This window comes from Bradyrhizobium sp. USDA 4452 (assembly GCF_054063575.1).
The window spans coordinates 3,773,435-3,787,365 of the sequence record NZ_JBSSGK010000001.1 but is presented as its reverse complement, the minus strand read 5'-3'; the positions used below and the strand labels follow the sequence as shown (position 1 = coordinate 3,787,365).

Here is a 13,931-nt window from a genome sequence, read left to right as displayed (position 1 = left end):
TAGTCACGTCGCGCTCATTCCCTGCGCGCCGCCGAGCAGCTTCGCGTTGAGCCGGCCGCCGTCGAACAGCATTTCACTGATCGCGCCGTCGAGGTCGAAAGTCGTGACCGCCCCGCCAGCATCGCTGATGATGCTGGCTTGGGCGAGACGGCGCATCAGCTCCTTGATGAAGGCGGCGCTGACGCCTTCGGTGCGTCGCACGGCCTCGTCGATGACGGGCTGTTCGAGCGACAGGCCCTTGCCGTAGAGCCGGATCAGCTTGTCGCGTCCGGTCTCGTCGGGCAGCGGCACCTCGATCGCCTGGTCGATGCGGCCGGGCCGGCCGGCCAGTGCGCCCTCGAGCTCTTCGGGGCGGTTCGTGGTCAGCAGGAACAGGATGTCGCAATCCTCCTTGAGGCCGTCCATCTCGTTGAGCAGCTTGTTGAGCAATGATTCCTCGCACGGTCCGCCCATGTCTTCGCGGTCGCGCGCGATCAGGTCGACATCCTCGATCACCACCATGGTCGGCTGCAGCAGCCGCGCCAGATTCATGTAGGCGCCGAGCAGGCCGACCTGTTCGGCGGTGATGATCAGTGTGGTGTGATCCGGCAGGTTGGTGGCGAGATAGCGAATGGTGTGGGTCTTGCCGGTGCCGGGCGGGCCGTAGAGCAGGATGCCCTTGCGGGTCGACTGCCCGAGCTTGCGCAGCAGATCGCGGCTTTCGACGAAGCCGAGCACATTGCGGTCGAGCAGCCGTAGCGTCCGTTCTGGCAGGATCACGTCATCGCGGGCCACCGTCTGCAGCCGATGCACGGTCACGCCGCGGGCGCGGCCGCGATAGTCTGCGGCATTCTCCAGCGACAGGATCTTGCCGCGATAGGATCGTGCCGCATGCACGGCAGCTTCCAGCTCGGCAAAAGTCCGCTGCACCAGGCTGTTTCCGGCCGCGCCCGCGGGCACCGCAAGCTCGATCCGCAAGCCCGGCTCGCTCTGATAATCGCGATGGTAGCTGAGCAGTACCGCGTAGCGCAGCTCTTCGGTCTGGCACAGCCACAAGCCATTGGTGAGGCATTTCACCGGCTCGGACTCGCCGACGTCGACGTCGTGATACTGCGGGGGGGCGATCGCTGGTGCGTTGCGGCTGTTCTCCATCAGCGCGGCGAAGGCCAAGGTTTCGTAGCGGTGTTCCTCATGAAGGCCGAAGAAATGGATCGGCGCGTCGAACAGCCTGTCGATCGCGATCTGAACATCGGCACGCATGTGACCGGGAAACTGCCGCGACCGGGTCAGGATTTGGTTGCGCGGCACTCCGGCAAAATGCCAATCGAGTGCTATGAAGGCATATCTGAACTCCTCGCCCGGCAGTTTTTCCGAGCTGGCCCTGGCGGCGAGCAAGCAGTTGCTGCACAGGCAGACCGTCTTGCGGAAGAGAAAGACATCGGTCACGGGTTCCAGTGAGCCACAGAGGTTGCATGGCCGCGCCGCGTCGGCAGCCTGCGTCGTGATCGTTAACGGATGGCCATTGCTGCGGATCAGTTGCTGCGCGGACTCCAGCAGGGCTTGGGCCACAGGTGCTGGATAGGGACCGCATGCGATTCCGTTCTGGGCCTCGATCCGTGCGGTAGCGGCAACCGCCTCTTTCCGGGATTTGCCGAATACCGTGCGTAGCAGGTTGCGGATGAATTCTATCGGTGTCTCGCTGTCGTCGTGAATGAAGAGCCTGATCGGGCCGTTCTCGGCAAAGACGTCGTGCATGATCACCTCGAAACGCAAATCGGAAACAAACAGAACAAAATAAGAACATCATGGCCGCCGGCCTGCGTCAAGCGAAAGATTTTGCCGCCTCATCCCTGACGTGTGATGTGCCGCTCGGCGGGCTCAGCCGGGAACACGCCTGCATGCGTAAACGCCGTTCAACACTTGCGACGATCGTGTTGCGGCAAATGCCAAGAGATGGTCGTCGCAGCGGCAAACTTCCGACACATCATCAAGGCGAAAAGGGGCGATCCGACGTGGCGCGAGCGCGAGAGCAGAGTCCTCCCTAAGGATCTGCGGTCGCGCAATTATTTTAATAAGAGGCCCTCGTGCCGCACAAACTTCGCTTTGCGATCCTTCTCGTCCTCGCCCTGTTCGTCTCGCCCGCGCTGGCGCAGCCGGCCGCCAAGCCGACGTCGCCGCAGCCCGTGACCGGCGACACACTGACGCCCGAGCAGGCGAAGCGCGCGCTCGAGACGCTGCAGGATGACAAGAAGCGCGGCGAGATCATCAACACGTTGCGCGCCATTGCCAAGGCCTCGCCGCAGGCGGCCGCGGAGCCGGCGCCTGCGCCCGAGCAGCATTCGCCGATCCCGCTGAGCGCAGACAGTCTCGGTGCTCAGCTTCTGTTGATGGTCTCGGAGCAGGTCGGCGAGATGTCGCGCGAGGTCGCCGACGTCGCGCGCACGCTGACGCATTTCCCGGCGTTCTATTACTGGTTCGTGCGCACCGCCAACGATCCGCAGGCTTATGGGCTGATGATCGATATCGCCTGGAAGCTGGCGCTGGTGTTCGGCTGCGCGCTCGCCGCCGAATGGGTGGTGTTCCGCCTGATCAAGCGGCCGGTCGCGTTCCTCGAAGCGCGGCTGCCGCAGACCGCGCGTGTGCCGGTGCAGGCGCTCGCGAGCGCCGATCCGCCGTCGTCGGTTACCGACGTCACGCCGGAGGGCGATCTGCATCGCCGTCGGCTCAGCCTGGCGCGTGCCTGGCAGTCGCTGATACGGCTGCCCTTCGTGCTCGGCCGCCTGCTACTCGAATTGCTGCCGGTGGTGGTGTTCGGTGGCATCGCCACCGCGCTGCTCGGCACCGAGATCGGCGACCAGTCGACCACGCGGCTGGTGATCCTCGCCGTCGTCAACGCCTACGTCTTCTCGCGCGTGCTGATCTGCGCGGTGCGTGCGCTGGCGGGACCGTTCGGCCTGATCCGCGTCCGGGCCGAGACCGCGGCCTATATCGAGATCTGGGCGCGGCGCATCGTCGCCGTCGGCGTCTCCGGCATCGCCTTTGCCAATGTCGCGCTGCTGCTCGGGCTGCATCGCGCCGGCTATGCCGCGCTGCTCCGGCTGGTGATGCTGGTGGTGCATCTCTTCGTCGTCGTCATCATCCTGCAATGCCGCCGCCAGGTCGCCGACGCGATCCGCGCACCGGCCGATCGCACCGGCCTCGCCGCGCGGACGCGCAACCGTCTCGCTTCGCTCTGGCACGTGCTGGCGATCGCGCTCGATCTTGCGCTGTGGGCAGTGTGGGCGCTCAACATCCGCAACGGCTATTCGCTGCTGCTGCAATATTTCGTCGGCACCGTCGCGGTGCTGCTGGTCACCCGGCTCGTCACCATGGTGGTGCTGAGCCTGATCGACCGCGGCTTCCGCATCAGCCCGGACCTGATGCAGCGCTTCCCGGGGCTGGAGACCCGCGCCAACCGCTATCTGCCGCTGCTGCGCAAGGTGGTCACCGCGGTGATCGCGCTGATCGGCTTCGTCGCGCTGCTCGAAGTCTGGGGCGTCGACGCCATCGTCTGGTTCTATGGCGGCCAGATCGGCTCCCGCCTGATCTCGGCGCTGGTGACGATCGGCATTGCCGCGTTCGCCGCGGCGGTGATCTGGGAAGTCGCCAATGCGCTGATGGACCGGCAGATCGATACGCTGTCGCGCGAGGGGCATTACGCCCGCGCCGCGCGGCTGCGCACCTTCCAGCCGATGCTGCGTACCGCGCTGTTCTGCATGATCGTAGCTGTCGTCGGGCTCACCGCGCTCAGCGAGATCGGCGTCAATGTCGCGCCGCTGCTCGCCGGCGCCGGCATCGTCGGCATCGCGATCGGCTTCGGCTCGCAGAAATTGGTGCAGGATCTGATCACCGGGCTGTTCCTCCTGATCGAGAACACCGTGCAGGTCGGCGACACCGTCACGGTGTCGGGCCTCTCGGGCGTGGTCGAGAACGTCTCGATCCGCACCATGCGGCTGCGCGCCGGCGACGGTTCGGTCCATGTGGTGCCGTTCAGTGCGGTGACGACGATCACCAACTCCAGCCGCGGCGCCGGCAATGCCGCGGTCAGCGTCAACGTGTCCTACAAGGAGGACACCGATCGCGCCGGCGAGGTGCTGAAGGACATCGTCGCCCAAATGCGCCAGGAGACGGCGTATCGCGCGTTCATCCGAGGCGACCTCGAATTGTGGGGCGTCGACAAGGTCGACGGCTCGGTCGTGACCATCGTCGGCCAGATCCGCTGCACCGATAGCGGCCGCTGGGCGGTGCAGCGCGAGTTCAACCGCCGCATGAAGCGCCGCTTCCAGGAGGAGGGCATCGAGATCGCCTCGATGGGCCAGACCATCCTGATGCAGCTTCCCGCGCCGTCGGAGCCGGATGCCAACAAGCTGCCGCGCCGGGCCGCGGGCTGATCCGCGACACCGCATGCTGTCTCATCGTTGCGACAACGTCTCGCGACGATGAGACGGCAAGAGCTTCGCCGGGCCCGAGGGACGGCTTGCACGTGGCCGAAAACGCTGCCTTTCGCTTCTTCTCCTGCGATTCCCTCCGCTGGCACAGCGCTTGCTCAACGCATCTTCGAATGCGCGGCAAGACGCATTGCATGACTAAACCTCAAGCGAAGGAAGGAAACGCACATGGAGCTTGGCTACTTCACCATGCCCTCGCATCCGCCGGAGTGCGGATTGAAGGAGGGCCACGACTGGGACCTGCAGACGCTGCGCTGGCTCGACGAGCTCGGCTATCAGGAAGCCTGGATCGGCGAGCATCACACCGCACCCTGGGAGCCGCATCCGTCGCCCGATCTGCTGGTCGCGCAGGCGCTGCTGCAGACCAAGAATCTGCGCATCGGGCCGGGCGGCTTCCTGCTGCCGTATCATCACCCGGCGGAGCTCGCCAACCGCGTCGCGATGCTCGATCACCTCTCGAACGGCCGTCTGAACTTCGGCGTCGCGGCCTCCGGCCTGCCGAGCGACTGGGCGATGTTCAATGTCGACGGCATGTCCGGCCAGAACCGCGACATGACCCGCGAGGCGCTCGAGATCATCCTGAAGATGTGGACCGAGCCCGGACCCTGGACGCACAAGGGCAAGTACTGGACGGTGACCAAGCCGGACACGATGTTCGACTTCCTCAAGCCGCACATCAAGCCTCAGCAAGCACCGCATCCGCCGATCGGCGTCGCCGGCCTGTCGAAGAATTCCGACACGCTCAAGCTTGCCGGCGAGCGCGGCTTCATCCCGATGAGCCTGAACCTCAACCCGGCCTATGTCGGCAGCCACTGGGACTCGGTGGAAGCCGGCGCCGCCAAGACCGGCCGCAAGCCGAGCCGCAGGGACTGGCGGCTGGTGCGCGAGGTGTTCGTGGCTGATACAGACGAGGAAGCGTGGAAGCTCTCGACCGGCGACATGATGGGCCGGATGATGGGCGAGTACTTCCTGCCGCTGCTCGGCCACTTTGGCTTCAAGGATTATCTGAAGCACGCCCCCGACGTGCCCGACAGCGACGTCACCGTCGAATATTGCGCGCGCCGGAATTGGATCGTCGGCTCGCCTGCGACGGTCACCGAGAAGATCGAGAAGATCTACCGGGAGGTCGGCGGCTTCGGGGTCCTGTGCGTGTTCGGCTTCGACTACAAGCACAAGCCGGAGGCTTGGCGGCACTCGCTGGACCTGCTCAAAAACGAGGTGATGCCGCGGCTGAAGCATCTCGGCGCCGAGTTCGAGAAGGCTGCATGACAGCTGCGCGGGGTGCGGGGCTTGCCTCGCACCCCCTGTCGCATATCTTAGACGGAGCTGATCTATGGGGTTTTGCGGCATGACGGTCGACGCACAGAGTTTCAAGCAGGCGATGCGGCACTGTGCGGGCGCTGTCGCGCTGGTGACGGTCGGCCGCGAGGCTGGACAGCGCACCGGCCTGACGGTGACCTCGGCCTGTTCGCTGTCGGACAATCCGCCGTCGGTGCTGGTCTGCGTCAACCGTAATGCCAGCGCACATGAGCGCATCCGCGCCGAGCGCCATTTCGTCATCAACTTCCTGAACGAGGACCACGCGCTGCTTGCGCTGACCTTCTCCGGCCAGAAGGGCGTCAACGGCGACGACCGGTTTGCGTTCGGGCGCTGGACCACTGGCGCCACCGGCGCCCCGGTGCTGGAAGATGCCGTCGCTGCATTTGACTGCGTGCTGGCGCAGGAGCTCGAGACCAAGACCCACTCGATCTTCATCGGCGAGGTCCAGCATGTCCGTGCCGTGACCACGGTCGATCCGCTGATCTATTTGCGCTCTGGCTTCCAGAGCGTGCGCAACATCCATGATCCGATCACGCTCGGCGACGTCGATGCCCGCCGCGTCAGCTGGAACGAGTTTTCCTGAAGTCGGGGGCGGTTGAACGCGGTCGAGCCGCATTCGCACCGGCAAAGGCGCGCTTCGCCCACGCTGTATCCACCGGCCTCGTATGCCCGCAAATATGGTTCAACATCCGCGGCATCCGAGCCTACCCACCACTTGCCCGAGCGATCGATGGCCATACGATGCCCGCGCGGGTTCGCATAGCTATCTTGCTCTAGCCGTCCAGCCCGATCTTCAACGCCTTGATCTTCCGGTACAACGTCGCGCGGCTGAGCTTGAGTGCTTTCGCCGCGTCGTTCACCCGGCCGCCATTGGCGCGCAGCGCCTCGACGATCGCGGCGCGCTCGGTCGCCGCATGATCGGCCTCCATCGTGCGCGCGCCGAACGGCGGCAGATCGAGATCGGCCTCGGTGATGACGCCGCCCTCGGCGGTTGCGCCTGCGAGCCGCAGCACGTGGCGGAGCTGGCGCATGTTGCCGGGGAAGGGATAGGCCATCAGCTGCGTCCAGGCCTCGGTCGAGATGCGGCAGTGCGGGGCTTCTTCGTCGGCGATCTGCGTGATGATGTCCCTGCGGTCGGCGCGTTCGCGCAAGGCGGGCAGCCGGATCTCCATGCCGCGCAGCCGGTAATACAGATCGGAGCGGAAGCTGCCGTCCTCCGCCATCTGCGCCAGGTCGCGATGGGTGGCGCTGATCAGGCGGATGTCGACGGTGACCGGCTTCAGCGCGCCAAGCGGCCAGACCTCGCGATTCTCCAGCACGCGCAGCAGCCGCGTTTGCAGCGCCAGCGGCATGTCGCCGATCTCGTCGAGGAACAGCGTGCCGCCGGAAGCCTGCACGATCAGCCCCTTCGATCCCTCGCGCCGCGCGCCGGTGAAGGCGCCGGCCTCGTAGCCGAACAGCTCGGCGTCGATCAGGCTTTCCGGCATCGCCGCGCAGTTCAGCGCGACATAGTTGCGGCCGGCGCGATTGCTCGCGGCGTGGATGGCGCGCGCGAACACATCCTTGCCGGCGCCGGTCTCGCCACGCAGCAGGATCGGCAGATCGAGATTGCCGACCGTCATCAGCCGCTTCACACCCTTGACCAGCACGGGATCGCGGCCCGCAAGCCGGTGCAGGCCGGAAAACTGTCCGTCCGGCACCTGGCGTGACGGTGCCGGCAACGGCCGGGGGACACGCGCGCGCACCGGTGGCGCCACGCGGCCGCGGCCCCATGGCGTGCCGTCCGCCCGGCGCAGCGCGACCGGCTCGTCCGCGGCACGCGCCGCACCATCGTCCAGCTGAATCAGATGCGACAGATCGATGCCGTCGTCGATCATCGCGTCCGTCAGGCCGAATACGCCGCGCGCGGTGCGGCAGGCGCCAACCACGCGGCGGTCGTCGTCATAGGCGAGCACGCCGTGGCCGTCGCCGGGCAGCGTCGCGATCCAGGAGGTGCGGTAGCGCCGGCGGAAAAACGCCTGCTCGATCCGCCGCGTCGTGTCCGTGGTGACGGCGAGCGCCAGTTCATGCGCGCTGCGGCCGAGATCGCTGCGGCAGGAGGAGATGTTGACGGCGCCGGCCAGCCGCCCGGCGTGGTCGAACAGTGGCGATACCGCGCAGGTGAACATGTGCCACTGCTCGCGGAAATGTTCGTCGCCATGGACGATGATCGGCCGCTGCTCGGCCAGCGCGGTGCCGAGCCCGTTGGTGCCCTCGAAGGTCTCGGCGAAGTTCGAGCCGGTGTAGATCTTCCATTCCAGGAACATTCGCGCGTAGTCGCCCCCGGGCAGCCGGCTCACCAGCATGGTGGCGTTGGGATCGGCGAGGTTGACGCAGTAGCCGGCGTCGTGGAGCACGCGGGCGAGATCCTCGAGTTCCGGAATCGCGACCTGGATCAAATCCTCCATCGGCTCGGCGATGTGCCGGACCTCGGCCTCGGTGAGGGTCTGCGGCGGCCCGCGCCGGGCTGGATCGAGATTGTGATTGACCACGCAGCGCCGCCAGGACGCGGCAATCCGCGCCTCGGTGTCGACGCCGGCCATCTGATTGGCCGCCGACAAAACACGGGCGACGTGATTTGAGGCCGAAAGATTGGCCATCCAGAGGTCTCCACCCTGAATTTTCGGCGAAGTCTGGCAGCCCGACGGCGAATGTCAATTGGCCGACGGGGTCGCGGGGAAGGGACCTTGGAGCGGTGAGGGCGCCATTCTCGCCGTCATTCCGGGGCTCGCGAAGCGAGAGCCCGGAATCCATTGGTCCGCAGGTTCAATGGTTAGATGGATTCCGGGCTCGGCGCTGCGCGCCGCCCCGGAATGACGAGGGTGGTAGCGGCGGGACTACCTCACCTCGCCGGCCGTGAGCAGCACGAACGAGCGCCCTGCCGCCTTATAAGTGCTGCCGAACGCAAACTGCGCACCCGCCGCCTCCTCCGGCGCATTGGTGTCCACGAGCAGCGACCATTGCGGCCCCGCCGACGTTGCCGGCAGCTTGAAGTCGACGTCGCCCTCAAAGCTGTTGAGGATCACGAGCACAGTGTCGTCCTCACCAGTGCGGGCGATTGCAGTCTTGCGCGCGCGGCCGTCGAGCACGACGCCGAAGCACTTGATCCAGCCGGTGGTCCAGTCGGCCTGCGTCATCTCCACGCCCGAGGTGCTGATCCAGACCACGTCGCGGATGTCGAGCTGCGGATCGCGATCGCCGGAGAGGAAGCGGCTGCGGCGCAGGATCGGATAGTCGCGCCTCAGCTTGATCATCCGCTTGGTGAAGGTGAGCAGCTTCTCGGCGTCGCGGGACAAATTCCAGTCGAACCAGGAGATGTCGTTGTCCTGGCAATACGCATTGTTGTTGCCGCGCTGGGTGCGGCCGAATTCGTCGCCGCCGAGCAGCATCGGCGTGCCCTGCGAAGCCAGGAGCGTCGCCAGCATGTTGCGCTTCTGGCGTTCGCGCAAGGTTCGGATCTCGGGGTTGTCGGTCGGGCCTTCGGCGCCGCAATTCCAGGAGTGGTTGTCGGACGAGCCGTCGTTGTTGTGCTCGCCATTGGCCTCGTTGTGCTTGTTGTTGTAGCTCGCCCAGTCGTTCAGCGTGAAGCCGTCATGGGCGGTGATGAAGTTGACGCTGGCCCAGGTGCGCCGGCCCTCGCGGTCGAACACGTCATGCGAGCCGAGCAGCCGCGGCGCCAGGCTGCCGGGCGCCGCCTCGCCGCGCCAGAAGTCGCGCACGGTGTTGCGGTACTTGTCGTTCCATTCTGCCCAGCCCGGCGGAAAGCCGCCAACCTGGTAGCCACCGGGACCGCAGTCCCAGGGCTCTGCGATCAGCTTCACGGTCGCGAGCAGCGGGTCCTGGTTCATCGCCTTCAGGAAGCCGGACTGCTCGTCGAAGCCGTAGACCTCGCGCGCCAGGATGGTGCCGAGGTCGAAGCGGAAGCCATCGACATGCATGTGGCCGGCCCAGTAGCGCAGGCTGTCCATCACCAGCTGGATCACCCGCGGATGCGACAGGTTCACCGTGTTGCCGGTGCCGGTATCGTTGATGTAGTAGCGCCGCTTGTCCGGCAGCAGCCGGTAATAGCTCGCATTGTCGATGCCCTTGAACGACAGCGTCGGGCCGCGCTCGTTGCCTTCGGCGGTGTGGTTGTAGACGACGTCGAGAATGACTTCGAGCCCGGCGCCATGCAGCCGCGAAACCATCTCCTTGAATTCGCGCAGGCTGTTCGGCACGTCGGCGGCATAGCGCGGGTCCGGCGCGAAGAAGCCGATCGTGTTGTAGCCCCAGTAATTGGTGAGGTGCTTGTCCAGCAGGTTGCTGTCGTTGATGAAGGAATGCACCGGCAGCAGTTCGACCGAGGTGATCCCGAGCGCCTTGAGATGATCGATCGCCGCACTCGTGCCGAAGCCGGCATAGGTACCGCGCAAATGTTCGTCGATGCCCGGATGCTGTTTGGTAAAACCCTTGACGTGGGTCTCGTAGACGATGGTCTCGTCCCAGTGCACGTCCTGCCGCTGCGCTTCCTGGACCCAGTCGAAATTGGGATCGACCACCACGCATTTCGGCATGTACGGCGCGCTGTCGCGCGCGTCGAAGGTCAGATCGTCGCCGCTTTCCATCTTGTAGCCGAACACCGCCGGATTCCAGGTCAGGCTGCCGGCATGGGCGCAGGCATAGGGATCGAGCAGCAGCTTGTTCGGGTTGAAGCGGTGTCCGCCGTCCGGCTGGTAGGGGCCGTACACGCGATAGCCGTAGAACGTGCCGGGCTGCACGCCGTTGATGAAGCCGTGAAACACCTGGTCGGTATATTCCGGCAGCTGGAAGCGATGGGTCTCGCGCTCGCCGTCGAACAGGCAGACCTCGACCTTGGTGGCGTTTGCGGAAAACACCGCGAAGTTGGTGCCGTGGCCGCTCCAATGGGCGCCCAGCGGATAGGGCAGCCCTTCCTCGATCACGAAATCGGACATCGGTCCCCCAAAGGCTGGAAGCCATCAATTCAACCTGCAACAAACGCCGCCACGCGGAAAACGTTGCATGGGTGATTTTAGCGGTAGTTGCCGATGATCAGTATGACGGTCGGTTCTTGCCGAGTGTTGTGGCTGCGCCGGGACGACGGCGGCGGGTTTTCAGTGCAATGTCAAATCAGCCGCATGCCCTTGAAGCTGGTATGCCCGTTCTTGCCGACGATGATGTGATCGTGCACGGCGATCCCGAGCGGTTTCGCGATGTCGACGATCGCCTTGGTCATCTGGATGTCGGCTTGCGACGGCGTCGGGTCGCCGGAGGGGTGGTTATGCACCAATCTTTTGTCGGCGTGTATCAAATTGATATAACGGTCATTTTTGTTGAAGCGAATGGCCGTTGGGATATGGATCTGGGATCGGCTCCTAGTGATCCAACGTGAACATCACCCTCGCGACCGTCTGCGCATGCCCCGTTTGCTTAGAGCAGGTTGGATCATGAAAAGTCTAGACGCGTTCAGCCAACTCTCAACGGCAGACATGAATTGAAGATGCTAAGGCTCACGTCGAAGCGAGCGCTTAGCTCAACGTCGCCTTCTTTATGCTGAATATTGCACATAGCCGGAAGGCCCCGTCGGGGAAATGACGTCAGTGTCGAGCTGGCGTTCAACTAGGCCATGGTTTGATGACGTGCACCGTTGTGCACGGACACGGACGCGGTTGGCGAGTAGCGGCATAAGAGATGTGAACGCAAATCGCGTGCTGCCTGGCCTATGCAACTCTAGCTGACGCGGATCGTGCGACAACCAACGATCACGCTCATAGATTGTCTAACCCTCTAGCATTTCGGACACATACAAGCTGATCGCGTCAGCATGTTTGAACACGACGTCGATCTCCAAGCTAGCTCACGTCCAGTCCTTTCATCGCACTACAGATAACAAGATTTCTGCGATCCCATGCGTCAAGCTCGCCAACCGGGTATAAAACGGCTTTCCCGATCTTGAGGTATGCAGGCCCTGTTCGCATCGCGCGCCAATTTCGCAGTGTGCCCACAGTGACCTCGCCACGGTAACGTGCAGACACTTCTTCAGCGGTAAGGAATTTGGCATCTGTCATTCGTCTTCTCTATCACTCCACCGCACGAGGCGTTACACTCGAGATCGCTGTGATGTTGACACTCAAAATGACGGAAGAAAACGCATTCTCAATGGCCCCGCGTAGGTCGCGTCGAACGCGGGCGATTTAGCGCGTCGATCTTTGTTGATGCGCGCAGGATAGCGTGGCTAGGCGTAGTAAAAATACTTGCTCCTTTCGGTCACTGTCCACGATGTATCGAAGGTGCGAGCGCTGTGCGGCGTGGCATGGAACGGTGCGGCGGCTGGCTGATCTTCTCGCAATCGCGGCAGGTGAACTTCTCGCGTACCGTCTCGATGACCTTGAAGCGGCGCGGAATCTCTTCCAGCGTCTTGGTCAAATCCTCGCCGACCTTCGCCAGCCGCGATCCACCGCAGCAGGCGCAGGTCGTTTGAGCTTCAACGACGATGCGCTCGTGTTCGATATCCGGCGACGAAGACCTGCGCCGTTCCGCGCTTGCGAGTGAGGCGATCGACCACCACCGGCGCGCCGTCGCCCGCGTAGTCGACAAAATTTGTCGGCGGCTGTGTGCGACTGGCGCATCGTCACCGACAGGCGCCCCTCCCAGGCGCGGTAGAGCTCACAGAAGCGAGTACCGGTATCCGCCGGGCTCGGCGGCAATGTACTCCGCCCACAGGATCGACAGCGTCGCGTGCTTGCGCTTGAGCTCGCGGTGCACCGCCGCCCAGTTGGGCTCGGCGATGCGGCGGTGACCTGGTTGCCGTTACCTACGTATTCCAGAAACCCGGCGAAGGGAAGGCCGGTGACGTGCTGGTGCGCCTTGATGAGACGGTAGCCCGCGCCAATCTCCTGATCGTTATTAAGAGCATGACCTAGCTGGCGGCGCGCCAAGTCAGGCTCGAGGCAGAGCGCGACGACGAGAATTACCCCCGCGTTCCCGCCAAGCTTGCCGCGCGCGCCATAGATCCGGACGTGGCGTGGGTTATCATCGGCGAGCGGAAGCTATTTGAGCTGAGACGCGCCCGCGCCGGTAAAAAGGCGCAGCTTAACGAGCGCGTGAGCCAAGCAGATCCGCGGGCTGGATGAGCAGATTCAGGCGAAAGATCGCGAGACAACGTTCGTCAGCCGGGAGCTCACGGGCCTCTGCAAGTTGTGGAGCAAGCACCTCGTCCAGATCACGCGCGACACGGCGAGCGCGACGCAACGCGCCTGCACGGTGAGCGTGGCGCTCTGGTCGCCGCCATCGCCGAAGCCAAGGGCCGAATTACCGAGACTACGCTGCAGATCATGCAGATCGATCAGGGTGTCCGCACCGAGGTGGGACAGGAACTCGCCGAGATTCGTGCGAAGACCGCGGAACTGGTCGAGAAGCGAGTGGCTGCTGAGGATCAGCTCAGGCGTATGGACATCCGCGCGCCACAGGACGGCACGGTGCATCAGCTCGCAGTCCACGCCGTCGGCGGAGTCATCAGTGGCGGCGAACCAATCATGCAGATAGTTCCCGCCCGAGACTCACTTGTCGTCGAGGTGCACACATCGCTCCGCAGGATATCGATCGCGTGTCAGTGAGCCAGCCCGTCCTGTTGCGTTTCACAGCTCTCAACCAGCGCACCACTCCGCGGCGAAGTGACCCACTGTCCGCCGATGTCGCGGCAGATGAGAAGAGCGGAGCAAGCTTCTACCTGACCCGCATTGCCGTACCAAGCGGTCAGATCGCACGCCTAAAGAGCGTGAAGCTGATCCCCGGCATGCCTGTCGAAGCCTTCATTCAAACCGGTCAGCGCACAGTGATGTCTTACCTTGTCAAGCCTATTTCGGATCAACTGATGCACGCTTGGCGTGAGCGGTAAAGGCGCACGCCAGATAAGGGTTTGAAAGCAGAAACGGCGTGGCCAGGCATCGTAAACAATGCGATTATTCATCCTCTATGTTCATCCGACCCGGCATCAAAAGCATTAGCTAAAACCTAATCTGACCTCGGAAAGGGCCGGATTCGGCCAACGTTTTCTAGCGAAATCAACCGTCGAGACTCTTGAAAAGCTCGTTCGCTGGCTGGATCCGG

The 13,931-nt window shown here is 64.1% G+C and carries 10 protein-coding genes and 3 pseudogenes; 5 read left to right on the top strand and 8 right to left on the bottom strand.

Annotation, left to right across the window (positions count from 1 at the left end; genetic code table 11):
- Positions 1-3 precede the first annotated feature (3 nt).
- Positions 4-1,734 carry an ATP-dependent Clp protease adaptor ClpS gene (locus ACVISU_RS18245; RefSeq protein WP_456707842.1) on the bottom strand — a complete coding sequence of 577 codons (1,731 nt, stop codon included), beginning with the start codon at positions 1,732-1,734 and terminating at the stop codon, positions 4-6.
- Between the two features lie 329 nt (positions 1,735-2,063).
- Here ACVISU_RS18245 and ACVISU_RS18240 point away from each other — a divergent pair, with 329 nt between their 5' ends.
- From ACVISU_RS18240 to ACVISU_RS18230, 3 genes are all read left to right on the top strand, one after another.
- Positions 2,064-4,409, top strand: a complete 2,346-nt coding sequence (locus tag ACVISU_RS18240; RefSeq protein ID WP_456707841.1) for a mechanosensitive ion channel family protein — start codon at positions 2,064-2,066, stop codon at positions 4,407-4,409.
- Between the two features lie 225 nt (positions 4,410-4,634).
- Positions 4,635-5,735 carry an LLM class flavin-dependent oxidoreductase gene (locus tag ACVISU_RS18235; RefSeq protein ID WP_456707840.1) on the top strand — a complete coding sequence of 367 codons (1,101 nt, stop codon included), beginning with the start codon at positions 4,635-4,637 and terminating at the stop codon, positions 5,733-5,735.
- Positions 5,736-5,814: 79 nt separating this feature from the next.
- Positions 5,815-6,369 carry a flavin reductase family protein gene (locus ACVISU_RS18230; RefSeq protein WP_050405958.1) on the top strand — a complete coding sequence of 185 codons (555 nt, stop codon included), beginning with the start codon at positions 5,815-5,817 and terminating at the stop codon, positions 6,367-6,369.
- A 190-nt stretch (positions 6,370-6,559) separates the two neighbouring features.
- Here the strand turns inward: ACVISU_RS18230 and ACVISU_RS18225 are convergent, their stop codons facing one another.
- The 7 genes and pseudogenes from ACVISU_RS18225 to ACVISU_RS18195 form a co-directional block, all read right to left on the bottom strand.
- Entirely contained in the window at positions 6,560-8,425 is a 1,866-nt protein-coding gene (locus tag ACVISU_RS18225; RefSeq protein ID WP_456707839.1) for a sigma-54-dependent Fis family transcriptional regulator, read from the bottom strand.
- Positions 8,426-8,662: 237 nt separating this feature from the next.
- Positions 8,663-10,777, bottom strand: coding sequence for a glycogen debranching protein GlgX (gene glgX / locus ACVISU_RS18220; RefSeq protein ID WP_456707838.1), 2,115 nt, complete (start codon positions 10,775-10,777; stop codon positions 8,663-8,665).
- A 170-nt stretch (positions 10,778-10,947) separates the two neighbouring features.
- Positions 10,948-11,112: pseudogene (locus tag ACVISU_RS18215) on the bottom strand (JAB domain-containing protein); the annotation flags it as partial.
- A gap of 562 nt (positions 11,113-11,674) precedes the next feature.
- Positions 11,675-11,890, bottom strand: coding sequence for a helix-turn-helix transcriptional regulator (locus ACVISU_RS18210; protein WP_456707837.1), 216 nt, complete (start codon positions 11,888-11,890; stop codon positions 11,675-11,677).
- A 236-nt stretch (positions 11,891-12,126) separates the two neighbouring features.
- A pseudogene (locus ACVISU_RS18205) lies at positions 12,127-12,338 on the bottom strand (IS66 family transposase zinc-finger binding domain-containing protein); the annotation flags it as partial.
- Positions 12,337-12,623, bottom strand: a pseudogene (locus tag ACVISU_RS18200) (IS21 family transposase); the annotation flags it as partial. The pseudogenes ACVISU_RS18200 and ACVISU_RS18205, both read right to left, overlap by 2 nt.
- 338 nt (positions 12,624-12,961) lie before the next feature.
- Positions 12,962-13,306 carry a hypothetical protein gene (locus tag ACVISU_RS18195; protein ID WP_456711006.1) on the bottom strand — a complete coding sequence of 115 codons (345 nt, stop codon included), beginning with the start codon at positions 13,304-13,306 and terminating at the stop codon, positions 12,962-12,964.
- Here ACVISU_RS18195 and ACVISU_RS18190 point away from each other — a divergent pair.
- Together ACVISU_RS18190 and ACVISU_RS18185 are read left to right on the top strand one after the other, a co-directional pair.
- On the top strand, positions 13,271-13,438 hold the full coding sequence (locus tag ACVISU_RS18190) for an HlyD family efflux transporter periplasmic adaptor subunit (RefSeq protein WP_456710852.1): 168 nt from the start codon (positions 13,271-13,273) through the stop codon (positions 13,436-13,438). The genes ACVISU_RS18195 and ACVISU_RS18190 overlap by 36 nt on opposite strands.
- Positions 13,429-13,719, top strand: a complete 291-nt coding sequence (locus ACVISU_RS18185; RefSeq protein ID WP_456707836.1) for a hypothetical protein — start codon at positions 13,429-13,431, stop codon at positions 13,717-13,719. Before ACVISU_RS18190 ends, ACVISU_RS18185 begins: the two co-directional genes overlap by 10 nt.
- Positions 13,720-13,931 lie beyond the last annotated feature (212 nt).